This is a genomic window from Frankia sp. RB5, assembly GCF_059816245.1.
Genome location: NZ_JCBATA010000017.1, coordinates 54,558 through 76,135, shown reverse-complemented (window position 1 = coordinate 76,135; position 21,578 = coordinate 54,558). Strand labels below are relative to the sequence as shown.

The 21,578-nt window shown below is 73.1% G+C and carries 16 protein-coding genes; 11 read left to right on the top strand and 5 right to left on the bottom strand.

The window, feature by feature from the left end; translation table 11 throughout:
- Nucleotides 1-32 precede the first annotated feature (32 nt).
- The 10 genes from AC6EXY_RS11280 to AC6EXY_RS11235 all read left to right on the top strand — a co-directional run bounded on the left by AC6EXY_RS11280 (nucleotide 33) and on the right by AC6EXY_RS11235 (nucleotide 14,614).
- Entirely contained in the window at nucleotides 33-1,274 is a 1,242-nt protein-coding gene (locus AC6EXY_RS11280; RefSeq protein WP_101833548.1) for a nuclease-related domain-containing protein, read from the top strand.
- Between the two features lie 520 nt (nucleotides 1,275-1,794).
- Nucleotides 1,795-3,624 carry a molecular chaperone DnaK gene (gene dnaK / locus AC6EXY_RS11275; protein WP_101833534.1) on the top strand — a complete coding sequence of 610 codons (1,830 nt, stop codon included), beginning with the start codon at nucleotides 1,795-1,797 and terminating at the stop codon, nucleotides 3,622-3,624.
- A complete protein-coding gene (gene grpE / locus AC6EXY_RS11270; RefSeq protein ID WP_101833535.1) occupies nucleotides 3,621-4,397 on the top strand; it encodes a nucleotide exchange factor GrpE in 777 nt (258 codons plus the stop codon). The genes dnaK and grpE overlap by 4 nt, the downstream gene beginning before the upstream one ends.
- Before the next feature lie 138 nt (nucleotides 4,398-4,535).
- Nucleotides 4,536-5,729 carry a molecular chaperone DnaJ gene (gene dnaJ / locus AC6EXY_RS11265; RefSeq protein ID WP_101833536.1) on the top strand — a complete coding sequence of 398 codons (1,194 nt, stop codon included), beginning with the start codon at nucleotides 4,536-4,538 and terminating at the stop codon, nucleotides 5,727-5,729.
- On the top strand, nucleotides 5,726-6,292 hold the full coding sequence (locus AC6EXY_RS11260) for a heat shock protein transcriptional repressor HspR (RefSeq protein WP_101833537.1): 567 nt from the start codon (nucleotides 5,726-5,728) through the stop codon (nucleotides 6,290-6,292). The genes dnaJ and AC6EXY_RS11260 overlap by 4 nt, the downstream gene beginning before the upstream one ends.
- 201 nt (nucleotides 6,293-6,493) lie before the next feature.
- Nucleotides 6,494-9,112 carry an ATP-dependent chaperone ClpB gene (clpB, locus tag AC6EXY_RS11255; RefSeq protein WP_101833538.1) on the top strand — a complete coding sequence of 873 codons (2,619 nt, stop codon included), beginning with the start codon at nucleotides 6,494-6,496 and terminating at the stop codon, nucleotides 9,110-9,112.
- Nucleotides 9,113-9,240: 128 nt separating this feature from the next.
- Nucleotides 9,241-10,185, top strand: a complete 945-nt coding sequence (locus AC6EXY_RS11250; RefSeq protein WP_101833539.1) for a pseudouridine-5'-phosphate glycosidase — start codon at nucleotides 9,241-9,243, stop codon at nucleotides 10,183-10,185.
- A 175-nt stretch (nucleotides 10,186-10,360) separates the two neighbouring features.
- On the top strand, nucleotides 10,361-12,526 hold the full coding sequence (locus AC6EXY_RS11245) for an MMPL family transporter (protein WP_101833540.1): 2,166 nt from the start codon (nucleotides 10,361-10,363) through the stop codon (nucleotides 12,524-12,526).
- Between the two features lie 148 nt (nucleotides 12,527-12,674).
- Complete coding sequence (locus tag AC6EXY_RS11240) at nucleotides 12,675-13,160, top strand: PH domain-containing protein (RefSeq protein WP_101833541.1); 486 nt, start codon at nucleotides 12,675-12,677, stop codon at nucleotides 13,158-13,160.
- Nucleotides 13,157-14,614, top strand: a complete 1,458-nt coding sequence (locus tag AC6EXY_RS11235) for a PH domain-containing protein (RefSeq protein WP_243407878.1) — start codon at nucleotides 13,157-13,159, stop codon at nucleotides 14,612-14,614. The genes AC6EXY_RS11240 and AC6EXY_RS11235 overlap by 4 nt, the downstream gene beginning before the upstream one ends.
- A gap of 40 nt (nucleotides 14,615-14,654) precedes the next feature.
- On the opposite strand, the gene AC6EXY_RS11230 is transcribed toward AC6EXY_RS11235, so the two are convergent.
- From AC6EXY_RS11230 to AC6EXY_RS11210, 5 genes are all read right to left on the bottom strand, one after another.
- The gene (locus AC6EXY_RS11230; protein ID WP_101833542.1) at nucleotides 14,655-15,737 is read right to left on the bottom strand and encodes a nucleotidyltransferase domain-containing protein; all 1,083 of its coding nucleotides are present in this window, start codon (nucleotides 15,735-15,737) and stop codon (nucleotides 14,655-14,657) included.
- A 439-nt stretch (nucleotides 15,738-16,176) separates the two neighbouring features.
- A complete protein-coding gene (locus AC6EXY_RS11225; RefSeq protein ID WP_101833543.1) occupies nucleotides 16,177-16,746 on the bottom strand; it encodes a GNAT family N-acetyltransferase in 570 nt (189 codons plus the stop codon).
- A complete protein-coding gene (locus tag AC6EXY_RS11220) occupies nucleotides 16,739-18,049 on the bottom strand; it encodes an NAD-dependent epimerase/dehydratase family protein (RefSeq protein ID WP_499817314.1) in 1,311 nt (436 codons plus the stop codon). The genes AC6EXY_RS11225 and AC6EXY_RS11220 overlap by 8 nt, the downstream gene beginning before the upstream one ends.
- 264 nt (nucleotides 18,050-18,313) lie before the next feature.
- On the bottom strand, nucleotides 18,314-19,225 hold the full coding sequence (locus AC6EXY_RS11215) for a CAP domain-containing protein (protein ID WP_499817313.1): 912 nt from the start codon (nucleotides 19,223-19,225) through the stop codon (nucleotides 18,314-18,316).
- 306 nt (nucleotides 19,226-19,531) lie between these two features.
- Nucleotides 19,532-20,155, bottom strand: coding sequence for a DedA family protein (locus AC6EXY_RS11210; RefSeq protein ID WP_341477187.1), 624 nt, complete (start codon nucleotides 20,153-20,155; stop codon nucleotides 19,532-19,534).
- A gap of 346 nt (nucleotides 20,156-20,501) precedes the next feature.
- On the opposite strand from AC6EXY_RS11210, the gene fbaA reads away from it, so the two are divergent.
- Nucleotides 20,502-21,539, top strand: a complete 1,038-nt coding sequence (gene fbaA / locus AC6EXY_RS11205) for a class II fructose-bisphosphate aldolase (RefSeq protein ID WP_101830342.1) — start codon at nucleotides 20,502-20,504, stop codon at nucleotides 21,537-21,539.
- Nucleotides 21,540-21,578 lie beyond the last annotated feature (39 nt).

The following is a 21,578-nucleotide window of genomic DNA, read 5'->3' as shown; positions in this document are numbered from 1 at the left end:
GTTGACGAACCCTGCGAACCATGGTGGGCACGATGGCGACGATCACACGGCCGACGACGATGACCCGAGTCGGCCGTCCCGGGCACTCCCTGCAGACCGAGTACCAGCGGGCCCGCGAGAACCAGGCACTGGTCCGGCGCGACCGGCTGGCCCGGCAGATCCCCCGCACGGCGGTGCGCTCCGCCGTGGTCGGACTCGTCCTCGCGCTCGTCATCGCGTTCGGGGTCGGCCAGCCCGGCCTCGCCATCCTCGTGTTCTTCCTGGTCTTCCTGGCCTGGCCAGCGGGGATCATGGTCGTGTCGTTCGGCACCGCGCCGGACATCGAGCTGCTGCGGGAGGGCGCCGAGGCCGAGCGCAAGACGGCCCGTGCCATCGCCCGGCTGCGCCGCAACGGCTACCTCATCCTGCATGACCGCGCGGTGCCGTACTCGGAGGCGACGATCGGCCACCTGCTGATCGGGCCCGGCGGCGTGATGGTTCTGGGCAGCGACAACAGCAAGGGCACCCTGCGCTACACCAAGGGCGGCGCGGTGTGTGACGGCGAGTCGCTCAAGCCGGTCATCGACCGGGCCTCCTGGCTTGGCGGCGAAGTCCGCAGCCAGATCCGCGCGGCGCTGCCGATGCTCAAGATCCCGGTCAGCCCGATCCTGGTGATGGTCGAGGCCAACGTCCTGTGGAGCGACGGCGCGCTGGACGGCGTCACGATCATCAGCATCAAGGACGTCGCCAACTTCATCCGCAAGAAGCCGGGGCGGCTCAATCCGGGCGAGGTCCGGCAGATCATCGCCGCCGCCGAGCGCCTGTTCCCGGCCTTTTCGGCGAACCGGCTGGCCGACCAGGTCACCGTCGACCGCGACCAGTGGCTCACGCTGATGGACGCGCTGCGGACCATCCGCGAGCGCGACGGCGACGCGAGCGGCATGCTCGACCGGCTCGCCCAGATCGAGGCGGACCTCGGCCGGCAGGCGGACGTCGACGCCCGCGCCGGCATGCCGCTGGCCATGCCGGGCCAGGCCACCGGTGGCGCCGAGACCACCGAACTCGGCGCGGACGAGATCACGCCCGACGACGAAGGACCGGCGGGCACTGGCCCGATCGCCTCGATCGGGCTGGCGGGCACCGGCCGCGCCGGCCCCCGGGCCCGGCGCGGACGCATCCTGGCCGCCGTGCGCCCGCCGCGCACGGACGCCGACCAGCCCGCCTCCCCCAGCCAGGGCGACCGTTGCGCCGACACCCCGCCCGAGGACACCTCGCCGCCTCCCGCCGGGTCGTAGCACCCACGGCACTCCCGCCAACCCACCGCCGCCCTGTGCGCTGGGCACGCGCTCGCGCGATCATCGCTGGCGTCGCCCTCGACCCGGCCCCCGACGCCGGCCGCCCACCGGCGAGCGAGGGCCCACCGCCGATCATGATCGGGCCGGAGTTCGGACGCCGTCGCCGCCGTGTGCCTGCCGGGCTTGCGTCCGCGGTCTCGTGGGACCGGGCCAGTTCGGTCGATCGCGCGGTCCAGACGGTCGGCGTGGCGCCTCCGCGCGGAGAACCGGCATCCCGGCCACCAGGGGAATGCCATCTCCCGCCAAAAAGTTGAGTGACACAGACTCATCTCTGCGCCGCAACCCTGGTGGCCGCCATCCTGAGTCAGGTAGACTCAATCCATCGAGGCGTCCTAGCTTTAGACGGACCGAACTCTCCGGGTGACCCTCGGCGAGCCGGTCCACCGAGAGGTTCCATCCCCACGAGGTCGGCTCGCACGCACGATCAGCGGCGCCGGCATGGATCGAGAGGCACACAGACATGGCACGAGCGGTCGGCATCGACCTCGGCACCACGAACTCCGTCGTGAGCGTGCTCGAGGGCGGAGAACCCACGGTGATCGCGAACGCCGAGGGCTCTCGCACGACCCCGTCGGTCGTGGCCTTCGCGAAGAACGGCGAGGTCCTGGTCGGCGAGGTCGCCAAGCGTCAGGCGGTCACCAACGTCGAGCGCACCATCCGGTCGGTCAAGCGCCACATGGGCACCGACTGGAAGATGAAGGTCGACGCGAAGGAGCTGACCCCGCAGGAGATCAGCGCCTTCATCCTGCAGAAGCTCAAGCGGGACGCCGAGTCCTACCTCGGCGAGCCGGTGGCCGACGCCGTCATCACCGTTCCGGCGTACTTCGACGACGCGCAGCGCCAGGCCACCACGGAGGCCGGCACGATCGCGGGTCTCAACGTCCTGCGGATCGTCAACGAGCCCACGGCGGCGGCGCTCGCCTACGGTCTGGACAAGGGCGAGAAGGAGCAGACCATCCTGGTCTTCGACCTCGGTGGCGGTACCTTCGACGTCTCCCTGCTGGAGATCGGCGACGGCGTCGTCGAGGTGAAGTCCACCTCCGGTGACACCCACCTCGGCGGTGACGACTGGGACCAGCGGATCACCGACCACCTGATCAAGACCTTCAACGGTCAGCACGGGGTCGACCTCGGCAAGGACAAGATGGCCCTGCAGCGGCTGCGCGAGGCTGCGGAGAAGGCCAAGATCGAGCTCTCGCAGTCCACCCAGACCACGATCAACCTGCCGTACATCACGGCGTCCGCCGAGGGTCCGCTGCACCTGGACGTCGCGCTGACCCGCGCCGAGTTCCAGCGGATGACCTCCGACCTCATCGACCGCTGCAAGCACCCCTTCCAGCAGGCGGTGAAGGACGCGAACATCAAGGTCAGCGACATCGACCACGTGGTGCTCGTCGGCGGTTCCACCCGGATGCCGGCCGTTGTCGACCTGGTCCGCGAGCTCACCGGCGGCAAGGAGCCCAACAAGGGCGTCAACCCGGACGAGGTCGTCGCCGTCGGCGCCTCGCTGCAGGCCGGTGTGCTCAAGGGCGAGGTCAAGGACGTCCTGCTGCTCGACGTCACCCCGCTGTCCCTCGGCATCGAGACGAAGGGGGGAATCATGACCAAGCTCATCGAGCGCAACACCACGATTCCCACCAAGCGCTCGGAGATCTTCACCACCGCCGAGGACAGCCAGCCGTCGGTGCAGATCCAGGTCTTCCAGGGCGAGCGCGAGATGGCCGCGTACAACAAGAAGCTCGGCATGTTCGAGCTGACCGGCCTGCCGCCGGCCCCGCGGGGCATGCCCCAGATCGAGGTCACCTTCGACATCGACGCGAACGGCATCGTGCACGTGTCCGCCAAGGACCTCGGCACGGGCAAGGAGCAGTCGATGACCATCACCGGTGGCTCCGCGCTGCCGCGGGACGACATCGACCGCATGGTTCGCGACGCCGAGCAGTACGCGGAGGAGGACCGCAACCGCCGCGAGGAGGCCGAGACCCGGAACAAGGCGGAGACCCTCGTCTACTCCACCGAGCGGTTCCTCGCCGAGAACGGCGACAAGATCGACGCCGCGGTGAAGTCGGACGTGGAGGAGAAGCTCGGCACCCTGCGCGGCGCCGTCGCCGGCACCGACACGGCCGCGATCCGCGAGGCCGCCGACGCTCTCGCGGCAGCGAGCCAGGCCATGGGCCAGGCCATGTACGCCCAGGCCGCCCAGGACGGCGCGGGCGCGCCCGGCGCCGGCAGCCCCGCCGACGACGACGTGGTCGACGCCGAGATCGTGGACGAGGAGGACAAGAAGTGACCTCCAGCCAGTCCGGTGACTGGTGGGGCACGGGCGGCGGAGACGACGGCGAGGAGCCCCACGTGGTCGTGCGCGACCGGCGACGGATCGATCCGGAAAGCGGTGAGGTGCGACCCGAGTCCGCTTCCCCGGCTGGCGCGCCGGCGGGATCGGCTCCCGCCGGCGGGCCCGGCCAGGGTGCCGACAGCGAGCTGGCCGAATCCCTGCGGGCGCAGCTCGTCGAGCGGACAGCCGACCTGCAGCGGTTGAAGGCGGAGTTCGACAACTACCGCCGCCGGGTTGAGCGCGACCGCCAGCAGATCGGCGAGCAGGCCACCGCGAAGGTGCTGGCCAGCCTGTTGTCGACCCTCGACGACATCGGCCGTGCCCGTGATCACGGTGACCTCGAAGGGCCGTTCAAGGCGATCGCCGAGGCGCTGGAGACAGCGCTGGAAGCAGCCGGCCTGGAACGCTACGGCGCACCCGGCGACGAGTTCGACCCGTCGATCCACGAGGCTCTCATGCACTCGTACCGGTCGGACGTGAACGGACCAACCTGCGTGGACGTGTTCCGTGCCGGCTACCTGCACGCCGGTCGCGTGCTGCGCCCGGCGCAGGTCTCGGTCGCCGAGCCGACCGGCGAGCCCACCACTGCGCCGCCGGCGGCCGCGGAACCGGTCGCCGAGACGGCTGGCCGGCCCGCGGAGCAGGGCGAGCGCGCCGCCCCGATGCCGGACGACACCGGCAGCATCCCCGGACCGGACAACGGCGAGCCCACTGTCAGCGCCGACTGAGAGTGGGGGCCAAGGCCGCCCGGCCGGCCGTGACGCGCCGGCCGGGGTCCGTCCCGACCGCGGCGGAGCCGGCCGGCCATCGTCTCGCCCTGGCGGGCGATTCGGGCGGGATGACACGATGAGGGAAGGAGGGGCGCCGTGAGTGTTCGCGACATGGTCGAGAAGGACTATTACGCCGCTCTCGGCGTTCCAAAGGACGCCTCGGCGGCCGACATCAAGAAGGCGTACCGCAAGCTGGCCAGGGAACTGCACCCGGACAAGAACCCGGGGGACGCCAAGGCCGAGGCGCGCTTCAAGGAGGTGTCCGAGGCCTACGACGTGCTCTCCGACGAGAGTCGTCGGCGCGAGTACGACGAGGCCCGGGCTCTGTTCGCCGCCGGTGGGCGGCCCGGTGGTTTCACTGGCGGGCGGCCGGGAGGCTTCGGGGCACCCGGCGGCTTCGGCGCGCCGGGTTCGGCCTACGGCGGCAGCCCGAACCTCAACTTCGAGGACCTGCTGGGCGGGGCGGGCGGCGGCGGCCTGGGCGGCTTCTTCGACATGTTCCAGCGCTCGTCGCCGGGACGTGGGCCGCGCCGCGGTGGTGACATCGAGGCAGAGGTCACGATTCCGTTCGAGAAGTCGCTGACCGGCCTCGAGGCATCGGTTCGCCTGCCGGGCGCCGCCACCTGCACCACCTGCGAGGGCAGTGGCGCTCGGCCTGGCACCGCACCCCGGACCTGCCCGACCTGCCGGGGCCTCGGGGTGGTCTCCCGTTCCCAGGGCGGGTTCGCGCTGTCCGAGCCGTGCCGTGACTGCCTGGGCAAGGGCACGATGATCGACCATCCCTGCCCGGACTGCCGGGGCACCGGTCGCCGGGAGCGTGAGCAGCGCATCCGGATCCCCCCGGGAGTCAGTGACGGTCAGCGGCTTCGCGTCCGCGGCCGCGGCACCCCCGGTGAGCGCGGCGGACCAGCCGGTGACCTGGAGGTGACGGTTCACGTCCTACGCCACCCGATCTTCGATCGGGAGGGCAGCAACCTGACCATCACCCTGCCCGTGACGATCACCGAGGCGGCGCTGGGCGCCTCGGTCCGGGTGCCCACGCTCGACGGCGCCCCGCTCACGGTGAAAGTGCCGGCAGGCACCTCCAGCGGGCGGCGGCTGCGCGCTCGCGGCCGCGGTGTGCCGATGTCCGGGGGCGGGCACGGCGACCTCATCGTGACGCTCGAGGTGACCGTGCCCAAGCCGGCCGATCTCTCGCCACGCGCCCGCACGGCGTTGCTGGAGTTCGCCCAGGCCCACCCCGAGGACCCCCGGGCGCCATTGATGGAACGGATGGAGGCAGGGGAATGACCGCGCGCCCGAACCGCACGTCCGACCCGCCCGCCGCGTCCCGCGCGCGGACCGCGCCGGCACGCCGAGCGGGCCAGCAACCCGCACCCGAGGCACCGCTCTCGGCCACCGAGGTACGTCCGGAGGGCTACTACCCCACTGGACCACTGCCTGGCCCGGCCCATGACGAGGACGCGCCGGTCTACGTGATCTCGATCGCCGCGCAGCTCGCCGGCATGCATCCGCAGACCCTGCGCTCCTACGACCGGCTCGGGATCGTCACGCCGGGACGAACCGCGGGGCGGGGGCGCCGGTACTCCGCCCGGGACGTCGCTCTGCTGCGGGAGGTCCAGCGTCTCTCCCAGGAAGAGGGCGTCAACCTCGAGGGCATCCGCCAGGTCCTGCGGCTCGGTGCCCAGGTGCTGGCCCTGCAGGCGCAGGTGCGTCAGCTCACCGAGGAGTTGGCGCACGCCCGCGCCGACGCGGCGCGACAGGTGGCCGAGGCGCACGCCAGCCACCGCCGGGATCTCGTCCCGGTCGACCGCGGGGCAGTCGTGGTATGGCGGCCGCTTCCCCGCCGCTGAGGGCGCGGCCGGCAGAGGCGCCGGCCCCGCTCCACCGCCCGACCTCAGGGGGCTTGCCGGGTCCGTCACGGACCGCGGGAAGCCCCTTCGCCGTTTCGGGCGACCGCCACACATCAGGACAGAGTTGAGCGGGAACGACTCAGGTATACTGAGCGTTGTATCTCGCGACAACGACTTTCCCCGACCCCCCTGGGATCCGCCATGAACGCTGAACGCCTCACCGCCCGCTCGCAGGAGGCTCTGTCCGCGGCGATCAGCCGAGCCACCGGCGACGGCTCACCGCTCGTCGATCCGCTCCACCTGCTCGCCGCGCTGCTCGAATCCCCCGACGGGGTCGGTGCCACCCTGCTGTCCTCGGTCGGTGCCTCCGTCGAGTCGGTCCAGGCCCGTGCGGAGGCGGCCGTCTCCCGGCTGCCCCGGGCGACGGGGATGAGCGTCTCGGCCCCTCAGCTGTCCCGCCAGCTCATCGCCGTCCTCAACAACGCCGAACGGCAGGCCGCGCGGCTGGGGGACGAGTACACCTCCGTCGAGCACCTCGTCGTCGCGCTCGCCGAGGAAGGCGGCGAGGCGAGCCACATCCTCACCGCGGCCGGCGCCACGGCGGACGCGCTGCGCGGCGCGTTCGACAAGGTCCGCGGCGGCGCCCGGCGGGTGACCAGCCGGGATCCGGAAGGCTCCTACCGCGCGCTCGAGAAGTACTCCATCGACCTCACCGAGCGGGCCCAGCAGGGCAAGCTCGACCCGGTCATCGGCCGCGACGCCGAGATCCGCCGCGTGATCCAGGTGCTGTCCCGGCGCACCAAGAACAACCCGGTCCTGATCGGCGAGCCGGGCGTCGGCAAGACGGCGATCGTCGAGGGCCTGGCGCTGCGGGTCGTCGCCGGCGACGTGCCGGAGTCACTGCGCGGGCGGCGCATCGTCTCCCTCGACCTGGGCTCCATGGTCGCGGGCTCCAAGCTGCGTGGTGAGTTCGAGGAGCGGCTGACCTCCGTCCTCAACGAGATCCGCGAGGCCGAGGGCCAGATCATCACCTTCATCGACGAGCTGCACACCGTCGTCGGCGCCGGTGCCGCCGAGGGCGCGATGGACGCGGGCAACATGCTCAAGCCGATGCTGGCCCGCGGCGAGCTGCGCATGATCGGCGCCACCACCCTCGAGGAGTACCGCACCCGCATCGAGAAGGACCCCGCGCTGGAGCGGCGCTTCCAGCCGGTGCTGGTCGGCGAGCCGACCGTCGAGGACACCATCGGCATCCTGCGCGGCCTCAAGGAGCGTTACGAGGTGCATCACGGCGTCCGGATCACCGACGCCGCGCTCGTCGCCGCCGCCACCCTGTCGGACCGCTACGTCACCGCCCGCTTCCTGCCGGACAAGGCCATCGACCTCATGGACGAGGCCGCGTCCCGGCTGCGGATGGAGATCGACAGCCGACCGGTCGCGATCGACGAGCTCGAGCGAGCCGTGCGCCGGCTCGAGATCGAGGACATGGCGCTGTCGAAGGAGAACGACGAAGCCTCCCGCGAGCGGCGGGAGCGGTTGCAGCGCGAGCTGGCCGACCGGCGGGAGGAGCTGAACACCCTCACCGCCCGCTGGCGCCGGGAGAAGGACTCGATCTCCGAGGTCCAGAAGATCAAGGAGGAGCTGGAGAACGCCCGGCGGGCGGCGGAGCTCGCCGAGCGCGACCTCGACCTGGCGAAGGCCGGCGAGCTTCGCTACGGCACCATCCCGACGCTGGAGAAGCGGTTGACGGACGCCACGGACGCGCTGGCCGCCACCGACGCCCCCGGCGGGGCCATGCTCAACGAGGAGGTCGGCCCCGACGACGTCGCCGAGGTCGTCGCAGCCTGGACGGGCATCCCAGCCGGACGGCTGCTGGAAGGCGAGACCGCCAAGCTGCTGCGGATGGAGTCCGAGCTGCACACCCGCGTGATCGGTCAGGACGACGCGGTGCGGGCCGTGTCCGACGCGGTCCGCCGGGCCCGGGCGGGCATCTCCGATCCGGACCGTCCCACCGGTTCCTTCCTGTTCCTCGGGCCGACCGGAGTCGGCAAGACCGAGCTCGCGAAGGCGCTGGCGGACTTCCTGTTCGACGACGAGCGGGCCGTCGTCCGCATCGACATGAGTGAGTACGCCGAGAAGCACTCGGTCGCCCGCCTCATCGGCGCACCGCCCGGCTACATCGGCTTCGAGTCCGGCGGTCAGCTCACCGAGGCGATCCGCCGCCGGCCTTACAGCGCGATCCTGCTCGACGAGGTCGAGAAGGCCCACCCTGACGTCTTCGACGTGCTGCTGCAGGTCCTCGACGACGGGCGGCTGACCGACGGGCAGGGGCGGACGGTGGACTTCCGCAACACGATCCTCATCCTCACCTCCAACCTCGGTTCGCAGTTCATCGCCGATCCGACGCTCAGCCCGCAGGTGCGGCGCGAGTCGGTGATGGTCGCCGTGCGCGACGCCTTCAAGCCGGAGTTTCTCAACCGGCTCGACGACGTCCTCGTCTTCGACCAGCTCGGCCGGGAGGACCTGACCCGGATCGTGGACCTGCAGCTCGACCGGTTGCGCACGCGGCTGCAGGACCGGCGGATCGGTCTGACGGTCACCGACGCGGCGAAGAGCTGGCTGTCCGACGTCGGCTATGACCCGGTCTTCGGCGCGCGTCCGCTGCGGCGCCTGGTGCAGACCGCGATCGGCGATCAGCTCGCCCGGGAACTGCTCGCCGGGCAGGTACGGGACGGCGACGAGGTTCTCGTCGACGCCGCGCCCGGCGGCTCCGGCCTGAGCGTGAGCGCGGCGGCGAACGCCACCGCCAAAACGCTCTGACCCCGGCGTTCTGGCCGCGGCCAGCGCCCGGGCGCAGGCGACCCACGCGGTGCGTGCACCCGGCTACCGCCGGCCGATCGTCGGCGTATGCCAGATCGCACAGTGTGGTCCCGACGTAGGGTCGGCGCATGGCGGGCAGATCGAACATCGTCGTTTCGGCGGCCGTGCGGGAGGCGCTGGCCGTCGGAGCACCAGTAGTGGCGTTGGAATCGACGCTGATCGCGCACGGCCTGCCCCGGCCACGCAATCGGGACGTCGCTCTGGAGCTCGAGGACCAGCTGCGCGAGAAGGGGGTGACACCCGCCACGGTCGCGGTGATCGACGGGCTTCCCCGGGTCGGCCTGGACGAGGCCGACCTGCGGCGGATCGCCGACGACACGGCCGTACTCAAGGTGTCCGTCCGCGACCTGCCCGTTGCCTGTGCGACCGGGAGGACAGGCGCGACGACGGTCGCGTCCACCGCGCTGCTCGCGGCCCGTGCGGGGATCCGGGTATTCGCCACGGGCGGTCTCGGCGGCGTGCACCGGGGAGCCGGCGACAGCTTCGACGAGTCCGCCGATCTGGTGGCGCTGGCAACCACGCCGATCACCGTGGTCTGCGCCGGGGTCAAGTCGATTCTCGACGTCGGCGCGACCCTCGAACGGCTGGAGACCCTCGGCGTCACCGTGCTCGGATATCGGACCTCCACGTTCCCCGGCTTCTACCTGCAGCACACCTCCTATGACCTGGACTGGCGAGTCGGCGAGCCGGGACAGGTCGCCACCGTCATGGCGGCGGCCGACGCGATGGAACTGGCCTCGGCCATCGTCGTCGCCAACCCCCTCCCGACCGACCAGGCGCTCGACCCGGCCCTGCATGACCGGGTGCTGACCGACGCGCTGACCTGGGCCGCGGACCGCGGCATCCGCGGCAAGTCCGTCACCCCGTTCCTGCTGGAGACCTTCCACCTCGAGACGGGCGGCGCCAGTCTCGAGGTCAACATCAACGCGGTGCGCAACAACGTCTCCGTCGCCGCGGACGTCGCCGTCGCCTGGGCGCGGACCGCGGCGTCAGATCCCGGTCAGCCTGGGTGATTTCCGTCGGCCCGCGCGGCGCCGACGACGTGGAGCTGCGACGATTCCCGGCGAGGGCCGTGGCGCCGGGTGAGCGGGGAGATCCCGACCGCGTCGCGCGGACCACCCTCCGCGCTGTCTGAGCGACGGCGACGGGGGGCTGATCGCGACCCGGCCGGGAAGGGGCTGTCGGGTCGTGTCGTGGATCATCGGGCGACGCTCCGCCTGGGTGGTGATCGTGCTGTGGCTCGCCATCGCGGCGGCCCTGAGTCCCCTCGCCTTCCAGCTTCCGGACGCGCAGAGGAACGACGCGGCGGCGTTCCTGCCCTCGGACGCCGAATCGACCCGACTGCTCGCCGAGCAGCGACACTTCCCGGGCGGCGACGCCGTCCCGACGATCGTCGTCCTGGACAGGCCGGGCGGTCTGACCAACGCCGATCGCGCGGCCGCCGCCAGGATCGGGCAGGCGTTGCGCCCCTTCGCCTCCGGTCCGGTACTCGGACCGGTCCCCTCCCCCCACAACCGGACGCTGATCCTCACCGTTCCCCTCGCGCAGCGCGACGACGCCTCCGCGTTCACCGACGATGTCCGCGAGATGCGCCGGGTCGCGCGCCCCCTGGTACCGCCCGGCGCCCAGATCGCGATCACCGGCCCCGCCGGGCTCGTCGCTGACGCCTTCCACCTGTTCAGCACGATCGAGACCCTCCTGCTGCTCGTCACCGCCACGATCGTCGCGGTGATCCTGCTGGTGGTGTATCGCAGCCCGTTCCTCTGGCTGGTGCCGCTGATCTCGGTCGGCATCGCCGACCAGACGGCGGCGGGCATCGTCTACCTGCTCGCCCGGCACACCGGGCTGACCGTCAACGGGCAGAGCTCCGGCATCCTGCGGGTACTCGTCTTCGGTGCCGGTACGGACTACGCGCTGCTGCTCATCGCCCGCTACCGGGAGGAACTCACCCGGCACCGCGACCCGCGCCGGGCGATGAGGGAGGCCGTCTCCCGCGCCGGACCGGCGATCCTGGCCTCCGCCGGCACCGTGATCATCGGCATGCTCTGCCTGCTGTTCGGGTTGCTCGCCTCCGACCGCGGGCTCGGCCCGGTGGGCGCGATCGGCATCAGCACCGCACTGATCACGATGATGACGCTGCTCCCCGCGGCGCTGGTGCTGTGCGGGCGCCGGCTGTTCTGGCCGCGGATCCCGCATTTCGGGGAGCATCCGCCAGTCACGGACACGGCCAGGCGCGGGCCGGCCGCGCGCACCGCGCACGCCGCGGCGCTGGCGGCGCCGACGATCCCGGGCCACGAGGACCTCACCGAGTTCGACCTCGCCGAGGAGGAGGGCCGCTGGGTCCGCATCAGCGCGGCGATCGACCGGCGCCCCCGCACCGTGTGGGTGCTCACGTCCCTGCTCCTCGGCGCCCTCGCCATCGGCCTGCTGGCGATGGACACCTCGCTGCGGCAGGACGAGGGGTTCCGGCACGGCGTCGAGTCGGTGCGCGGCATCGGGCTGGCGTCGGCCGACTTCCCGCCCGGTGCCACCGCGCCGACCTACGTCATCGTCGACGAGGGGGCCGCCCGGGCGACCGCCGCCATCCTGCGCGGCTCCCCGGAGGTCGCGGCCAGTACCGAGGTGGGCCGGACCGGCGGGAAGGCGCAGTTCCTCGTCGTGCTGCGCTCGCGACCGGACAGTCCGGAGTCGTTCGCGGCGGTGTCGTCGCTGCGGGAGCGGTTGCACGGGCTGGCGGGGGCGCAAGCGCTGGTCGGGGGGAACACGGCGGTGAACCTCGACGTGCGCCGGGCGGCGGAGCGGGACCGTCAGGTCATCATCCCGATGGTGCTCGCCGTCGTCCTGGTGGTGCTCGTCTTCCTGCTACGGGCGGTCGTCGCCCCCCTGCTGCTGATGGCGACGGTGGTGCTGTCGTACCTCGCCGCCCTCGGCGCGAGCGCGGTCGCCTACCGGTGGCTCTTCGGATTCCCCGGATCAGATCCGTCCCTGCCGCTGTTCGCCTTCATCTTCCTGGTGGCGCTCGGCGTGGACTACAACATCTTCCTGATGACCCGGGTGCGGGAGGAGACGGCACGGATCGGCTCGCGGCCAGGCGTGCTGCACGCCCTGGCGGTGACCGGTGGCGTCATCACCTCCGCCGGCGTCGTGCTCGCCGCCACCTTCTCCGCGCTGGTCATCTTCCCCCTGGTGCAGCTCGCCGAGGTCGGCTTCGTGGTCGCCTTCGGCGTCCTGCTCGACACGCTGGTCGTGCGGTCGATCCTGGTACCGGCGCTCGCGCTGGACATCGGTCGCGCCATCTGGTGGCCCGGCCGGCTCGCCCGCGCGAACGACGGCTTCGACGCGGGCGGCACCTGACCGGACGGGCCCGACCAGCACCGCACGGGGCCGACCAGCACCGGGATGGCCCGATCGGGCCTGGCCCAGGAGCACCAGCCATCACCGGTCCGGCGCCGCTCACCCCAATCCGCTCGGACGTATCCAGGCCGCGACCTATCGTTGCGACATGGCCGACGTTCTCCTGGCGGACCCCGCGGGGTGGCGGGTCCTGTCGCCGGACCTGCGGCGACTGCGTCGCACCCTGCTGATCCTCGGAGCCGTTCCCGCGGTGGTGCTCACCGTGCTGGTCACGGTCGCCGTCGGCGGCTGGCCGTGGTCGCTGGTCGCCCTGGTGCCCCTCGCCGTCGCGGGCTGGGCCTGGCTCGCGATTGGCCGGGTGTGCCGGGCCTGGCGGTACGCCGAGCGGGAGGACGACCTGCTGATCAGCCGGGGCGTGCTCGTCCAGCGGCTGGTGGTGGTGCCCTACGGCCGGTTGCAGCTCGTCGACGTCACCGCCGGACCGCTCGCCCGCCGGTTCGGCATCGCCCGGGTGCAGCTGCACACCGCCGCCGCGACCAGCGACGCCGTCATTCCCGGCCTGCGCCCGCCGGAGGCCGCCCGGCTGCGCGACGCGCTGACCGAACGCGGCGAAGCCCGGTCGGCCGGCCTGTGACGACGCAGCGCGGCGCCGCCGACGACACCTCCGTCGCGCCGGTCCCCATCCACCCGGCCGCCACGACGGGCCCCGCCGGCCGCGGCATACCGGTCCCACGGTCCGATCCGCCCGCGCCCGTGCGGGGCGAGGCACCGGCGGCCGCCCCGGATGGTTTTCACCGCCTGCATCCGCTGACGCCGTTCCTGCGCGGCTGGGTGATCGTGGCGGCGTTCGCGGCGACCGTCGGGCGCAACCTCGCCGAGGATGTCACCGCCCGGGCGATCGGGCTGACCATGATCTTCCTCATTCCGGCCGCCGGGCTCTACGGCTACACCGCCTGGCGGTTCACCCGGTACCGCATCGAGCGCGACGACCTGCGCCTGGACACCGGTCTGCTGGTCCGCCGGACCCGGTACGTCCGGCTGGACCGGCTGCAGTCCGTCGACATCGTCCAGCCGCTGCTCGCCCGGTTCACCGGGCTCGCGATCCTGCGGCTCGACCTCGCCGGCCGGGAGCATCGGGAGCGGGCCGACGGCGACGGCGGTGAGGCCGCCTCCGACCTGCGCTACCTGTCGCTCGGGCACGCCCACCGGCTGCGCGCCACGCTGCTGACCGCCGCCGCGGGACTCGGGGGTGATGCCCCCGAGGCCCCCCACCAGCGTCTCGCCGAGGTGCCGCCGCGCCGGCTCGTCGCCGCGATCGCGCTGTCCCCGGCGCCGTGGGTGGCCCTGTTCGGCGCGGTGGCGATCGCCGTCCCGTCGTTGCTGACCGGGACGCGGGCCGGCTTCCTCGGCGCCGTCCCGCTGCTCGGCTGGCTGTGGCACCGCACGATCCGGGTGTTCGCCGCCGGCTACCCGTACACGGTGTCCACGTCGCCGAACGGGCTGCGCATCGACAGCGGGCTGCTCGAACGCGCCCACGCGACCATTCCGCCGGGCCGGGTCCAGGCGATCAGCGTCGTCGAGCCGCTGCTGTGGCGCCCGTTCGGCTGGGCCACGATCCGGATGAACGTGGCCGGACGCGGGCCGTCCGTGCTGCTGCCGGTGGCCCGCCGCGCCGACGCGCTGGATCTGGTCGGCAGGCTGCTGCCCGGAGTGGACCTCGGGCGGGTCCGGCTGGACCGCCCGCCGCGGCGCGCCGTCCTGCTGGCGCCGCTGCACTGGTGGGCGCTGGCCTGCGGCGCCGACGACGCGGCGTTCGTCAGCCGGCACGGCCTGCTGCGCCGGCACACCGACGTCATCGCGCACGCCAAGGTGCAGAGCATCCGGATGGTGGCGAATCCGCTGGTCCGGGTGCTGGGGCTGGCCGATGTGCAGCTCGACACCACCGGCGGCCCGGTCCGGGTCAAGGCCGGGCTGCGCGGGAGGGAGGAGGCACTGCGGATCGTCGCCGCGCAGGCGGAGCGGTCCCGGCTGGGCCGGCGCAGGGCAGTCCCCGGCGCCGAGCCACCCCCGGGAGACGGACCGCCCTGAGCACGCGGGCGACGGCGGGCGGGCGGCAGCGGGCGGGCGCTCAGCCGAAGGCCGGGAACTCCGGTCCGAAGACCGAGCCCCACAGGGCGACGGCCTCCTCGTGGTCGCCGGCCTGCTCGGCCGCCAGCGCCTTCGTCGAGTAGATCCGGGCGAGCCGGATCGTCTCACCGAGGGCGTCGTGGTCCTCCGGGCGGACGTAGCTGGCCAGGTCGCCACCGACGTCGGCCGGGTCGGGCACGGCGAGGCCGACCTCGTCCATGTACCGGAACACCTCGGCCAGGCCCTGCCGGGTGTTGAGTCCCTTGCCGGCGAGAACCTGGCCGGCGAGCGCCTCGATGTGGAACGAGCGCAGATGGCTGCCGCACACCCGGTTCCACGCCTTGAGCAGCCGGACCGCCGAGATCACCCGGGGACCGAGATCCGCCGTCCAGCTCATGTGCCGCTCCGGGCGGGTCGGCAGCCAGCCGCCGACCCGGTCGGGCATCACATAGCCGGCCCGCGGGTGGTCGAACGCGGGGACGAGGTGCACGTCGGGCGGCGAGTCGTAGACGATGCGCAGCGCCTGGCCGCGGCTGCCGATCGTCTGGATCCGCTCGCCGCCGATCGCGTTGCGCACGCAGAGCACCAGGTCGCGCGAGTCCCAGCGGAATCGCTTCCAGGCGCTGTTCGCCGCCGAGAAGACCGCGAAGATGTCCACCTCGTCCAGCGGGCGGATCATCGTGTCCCGCCCGGCGGAGCCGATCGTGGCCACGCCGACCAGCGGCAGCGCGCAGCGCGGCGGGAAGATCGCCCGCAGCGCGCGCTCGGCCTCGTCCCGGCGGGCGGCGATGACCGCCTTGTCCTCGGCGGACAGGCGGATCATGTCGTCGAGCTTGGCGAAGGCCCGCGCGGTCGTCCCGACCAGCAGCGGGCCCGTCAGCGCCCCGGTCGACGGGTTGATCGGCCCGGTGGGCGGGTGGGACGACGCATCGGTGGCGCCGCCCTCGGGCGGGAACAGGGCGTTCGGCGCGCCGGGCGTGGACTCGTTCGACCGTCGCCAGTGTGACGGAATGATCAGATGGTCATAGGTGACCTCGCCCGGCCGGACTCCGGCCGGTGTTCCCCGAGGGGTTTCCACGCTCATGCTGCTGACCTCCCAGGCGCAGGTAGCGCCGAACCGTTCGGGCTCCCCTCCCCGGACGCGCGACGGACCTCCCACGGCCCGTCGCGGACGCCCCGCCCTCGCTCGGCCCGTCGGCCAACGGTCGCGACATCGCTTTACATGGTGCCCCAGGGCATCACGGTCTGAACAGGGGGCTGCCGGCGCGGCGTGTCCGCCACCCGACGTGTGACGGTGAAATTACGAGAACGAGGGTGTCGCGCGCCTGACATCAGGCCATCGGAACGGCAACACCCGCACAATGTTCCGTGTGTCCGCACGACCGTTCTTACCAGGTCGTTTCGTGCGGATCACCGCGAGGCGCGGCGGACCGCCACCGGGCGGTGCCCCGCCAGCTCACCGCGTCCTCGCACCGAGGTGTGCCCGCCGGGACCACATGACGCACAGTGACGTGACGGCAGGCTCACTCGGCGGGCGGCCGCAGCCAGATCCGCCACCACTCGGCTACCAGAACCGGGGTGGGCACGAAGGACGTCGCCTGCCCCAGCCGCTTCCCGACGGCGTCGCCGCGCTGGATCCGCGTCTCGACGAGCGCCCCGCGATACTCCAGCCAGCCGGCGGCCGCCCGGACCGCCTCGGTCGCGTAGCCCTCCCGCCGGGAGCCGAACACGATCGACACCCCCACGACGGCCCGGCGGCCATGGGTGTCCGCGGCGAGCAGGCCGACGGCCGCCGCCTCGGACCTGCGCCGTAACACCCAGGTCAGCACCGACCGGCCGGCGCCGGCCCGGCGGCGCAGCTCGCGGCGCAGGGATCCGGCCGGGTCGAGGGGATCCGGCGCGGGTGCGTGCGGATCGGTGCCGACAATGCCGCCGTAGGGCCCGCCGGTGGTCGGGCCACGCCCCCCCGATCGGGCCATGACCGCGGTGTAGGCCAACGCCGGGGCTAGTTCCTCGGCGACATAGCCGGCGTTCCAGATGGTCAGCGGCAGGGCCAGCAGCCGGGGCGTGGTGAGGGTCGGCCCTTCACCCACGACGGGACGGTTCCCGCACTCCGAGCAGTCCGCGTTCGCGCAGCCAGACCTCCGTGCGGGCCATCCCGTCGGCGAGTGACACGGCCGGCTCCCAGCCGGTCAGCTCGCGGATCCGGGCGGTCGAGAAACCGACCTCGCGGGTCAGGTCGCGTACTCCGAGCGGGCCCACGTCGATCCGCGCCCGCGGGTCGACGCCGGCGGCGAGCCGGGCCCCGATGCCCCGGACCAGCCCCGCGCCCGGCCGACCGGGCCCCCGACCGGACGCGCCACCCGCCGCCCACGCCGCCTGCCCCTGCTCCGCCGCGGGCCCCGACATGCCGCCGCCCCGGTCCGCGACCAGGACGTCCGTCGGATCGCCGGCCGTCGGGGCGACGCCCGGCGCGCCGCGCGACCCCGGCTCGGTGGACCCGTGGGCCAGCGCGCGGACGCGGTCCAGGGCGCCGACGGCCTCGAACACGCGGGCGGGCACCGAGCGGGGCGCCGGCAGATCGAGCATCCGGCTGTACCAGCCGAAGAACTCGGCGGCGCTCACCGGCGCGCCGCCGGTGACGTGCAGCACCGTGCCGGCGACGGCCTCGCGGTCCGCGGCGGCCACCGTCGTGACCGCGTCGACGACGTCGTCGACATGCACGGGGCTGACGAGCCCGCGCCCGCCGCCGACCAGCACGAATCGGCCGGCCCGCAGCAACAGCACCGGCCACAGGGTCCACCGGCCGGCCCGCGGGCCGTAGGCGTCACCGATGCGCAGGACGGTGGCGCCGAGCCCGTGCGCGGCGGCGGAGCCGACCGCCTGCTCGGCGGCCGCGAGGGCGTCGGCGCGGGCGTCCCCGGTCAGGCCGACGGGAGAGAACTCGTCGAGCAGCGGCCCGTCCGCGCTGGCGCGCGGGGACCCGGCGGCCCCGGCCGGGGTGGACGACGGCGGCCGGGACAGGACATCCACGCAGGACAGATGCAGGAACCGATCGACGCCGGCCCGGGTCGCCGCGTCGAGCAGCGATGCCGTACCGCCGATCGCGACCCGGCGGACCTCCGCGGGTGGTACCCGGACCGGCGCGCCGGCACGTCCCGGCCGCACCGGGGTGAGTTCGGCGACCCCACCGGTCCCGACGGCGGCCGCGTGGACGACCAGGGCGGCGCCCTCGAGCGCCCGCTCCCACTCCCCCGGCCGGGTGACGTCGGCCTGGACGACGCCGGGTGACCGGCGGATGTCCAGCGCGACGACCTCGAACCCCTGCCGGCGCAGCGCATGGGTCAGCGCCCCGCCGAGGAAACCGGCCGCGCCGGTGACCACCGCCCGAACCACGGTCTCTCCTCCTGCCCGGGGCGCCCGCGCCGGGGCCGCCCGCGCCGACGGCGCTGTCGCGACCGCCGCCGCCCGGCCCGCCCGGTGCACGCGACACCCGGGCCGCCGTCGGCGACGATGTCCAGACCCTACGGGATACACCCGGCCACGGACGCGGACGTCCCGCGGGTCAGGCTGGCACCGCCCCTCCCCGTGGCCGTCACCGGATCGTCACTCGGGGATCAGGCGACCGTCACCGATCCGGGGCACCTTCTCACCGTGCCGTCATCGGCGGGGCGTCCCGAAATCCTGGGTCCAGTAGACGCCGTAGGTGCCGCCGTTCGCGACGCCGACACCGATGCGGGTCAGGGCACAGTTGAGGATGTTCGCGCGGTGTCCGGGGCTGTTCATCCACGCCTGCATCACGGCGGCCGGGTCCCGCTGGCCGGCGGCGATGTTCTCCGCGGCGACGGAGAACGAGAAGCCCGCCGCCGTGATCCGGTCGAACGGGGTGCGGCCGTCCTGGCTGTTGTGGCTGAAGTAGTTGGCCGTGGCCATGTCCGCGCTGTGCGCCTGCGCCACGCTGGTGAGCACCGCGTCGACGGTCAGGTCGCCGCAGCCGGCCGCCCGTCGCTGCTGGTTCGTCGCCGCGACCACCGCGGTGGCGAACGCGCTCTGCCCGGTGGCGGGCGGGGCCGGCACAGTGGCCGGCGGGGCCGCAACGGTGGCGGGCGGGGCCGTGGTGGGCGCGGGTGGGGCCGCGCTCGGGGTGAGGCCGCCCGCCGGGGCCGGGATGGTGATCGGCGGCAGGGTCCAGACGGGTCGCGGCGACGGGCGCGAGGGCGTCGCGCCGGGTGTGCTCGCCGGACCGCTCGGGGCCGACGACGCCGGGGTCACCGGCGTCGTGGTCGCCGGAACCGAGGACGGCGTCGGCGTCGTGCCGAGGGGTGCCGACATCGGCTGCGCCGGCGTCTGGCCGGTGCTCGCGGCTGGCGACGCCGCGGTGCCCGGGGTGCCCGGGGTGGTGGCGCCGGGCGCACCGGCCGTGCCGGCGCCGACCGGGTTCGCCTTGCAGCCGGCCGCGCCGAACAGCAGGGCCGCGATCGCTACCGGGAGGAGCAGGGCACCCGCCGGATGGACGGGAACGGGCACGGCCCGGCGCGGGGAGATCTGGCGCCGGTTACGCGTGAGATACATGGGATCCTTCGCCTGGTCGGCCCCCCCGACCTAAGTGCTGGATCCGACCAGGCTAGTCAGTGGTAGCCCAAAATGGCCAGCCACCATAACGTTCTCGCCTGATGCGATCGTATGATCACGCGGTGCAGGCTACCCGGGGACCCCCCGATCGGGCCGTCCACTCACCGGACCGACGGCGGGAGACACGCGGGGACGACGCCCAGCGGCCCGGCGACCGGGTCACGGCCGACGCCCGGAAGCGCCCCTCTTACCCACCACCGCCCCGCCGGACCGGCCTCGCGCTCACCGGACCGGCCTCGCCCGGGCCTATCCGCCCTCGCCGACGGCCGTCCCGTCAGTACCGGGATCTCCGGCCTCGTGCCGGGAGCGATGGCGGCGCAGCAGCTCACCGCCCACTCCGGCCACGACGGAGACGACCACCACCACCGCGGCGAGCCAGCCGGCGGCGTCACGCAGCCCGGGGATCGCCGACGCCAGGTAGCCCAGCAGGATCAGGCCGGTACCCCAGACCAGCGCACCGGACACGACCGCGGCGAGGAAGCGGTACCACGGCATCGCCACCGCTCCGGCGAGTACCGGGGCGAAGGTACGCGCCCAGGGCACGAAGCGCGCGACGATGAGGGTGACCGAGCCGTACCGCCCGTAGAACTGCTCCGTGCGGGCCAGGGCGGAGGCATGCCGCCGCTCCAGGTAGGGCCGGCCCAGCCGAACCCCGGTGTAGTAGCCCGCCATCGCACCGAGGCTCGCGGCGATGGCGACCCCGACGCACAGGACGTAGATGGAGACGCCGGCGTCACCGTCCGCCGCGACCAGGCCGGCGGCGAACAGGATCGTGTCCCCGGGCAGCCAGAAGCCGACCAGGACCCCGCTCTCGATGAAGATCACCGCGAACAGTACGGCGTAGAGGGTCGTCCCGGACAGGCTGGCCACATCCACCCCTCCAGTGTGCCGGGCGATCCGTCCGTGCGGGGATCACCGCCGCGCCGCGACGCGGTCACGGACCACGCCCCGCCGGAGCCGGGCCGGCCACGACGGGCCATCCCCGGCATGCTCCCCGCGGGCCACCCCGCCGGGTCATGGGTCCGTGACCGGCGGCTCGGCGCGGTGCCGGCAGATTGCCCGGCGACGTCCGCCGCATCCGAGCACCCGAACGACGCCGGCCGTCATACCCTTCGCCCACCAACAGTCCGACGGCGGGCTTCGGCCCGATCGGGTTGTACTGCGCCGCCGTACATGGCTGATCGGCGCCCCGACAGCTTCGACAAGGAGCCCCACGATGCCCATCGCCACGCCAGAGATCTACGCCGAAATGCTCGACCGGGCGAAGTCGGAGTCCTTCGCCTATCCCGCGATCAACGTCACGTCGTCGCAGACCCTGAACGCCGCCCTGCGGGGATTCGCCGAGGCGGGCAGCGACGGCATCGTGCAGGTGTCCACCGGCGGTGCCGAGTACCTGTCCGGTTCCACGGTGAAGAACATGGTGCTCGGTGCCGAGGCGCTGGCCGAGTTCGCCCACCACGTGGCGAAGGCCTACCCGGTCAACATCGCCCTGCACACCGACCACTGCCCGGCCGACAAGCTCGACACCTACATCCGGCCGCTGATCGCCATCTCGAAGGATCGCGTCGCCGCCGGCCGCGACCCGCTGTTCCAGTCGCACATGTGGGACGGCTCCGCGGTGGAGCTCGAGGAGAACCTCAAGATCGCCGAGGAGCTGCTCGCCGACGCGACCGCCGCGCGCATCGTCCTCGAGGTCGAGATCGGTGTCGTCGGCGGCGAGGAGGACGGCGTCGTCGGCGCGATCGACGAGAAGCTCTACACCACGCCCGGTGACATGTGGCGGACGGCCGAGGTCCTCGGCTCCGGGGACAAGGGCCGCTACCTGCTGGCCGCCACGTTCGGCAACGTGCACGGCGTCTACAAGCCGGGCAACGTGAAACTCCGGCCGACGATTCTGCGCGACGGCCAGGAGCACGTCGCCCAGAAGCTCGGCCTGCCGGCCGGGGCGAAGCCGTTCGACCTCGTCTTCCACGGCGGCAGCGGCTCGGACCTCAGCGAGATCCGGGAAACACTGGACTACGGCGTCGTCAAGATGAACGTGGACACCGACACCCAGTACGCATTTACTCGCCCCATCGTGGACCACACCTTCAGGAACTACGACGGTGTTCTCAAGGTGGACGGCGAGGTCGGCGTGAAGAAGGCGTACGACCCGCGCACCTACGGAAAGCTCGCTGAAAAGGGCATGGCGGACCGCGTGGCGCAGGCCTGCGAGGACCTCCGCTCGGCCGGGCGCGCACTCGGCAAGGCCTAGAGGCACCGGAAGACACCGGAAGGCACAGTCCCCGGAAGA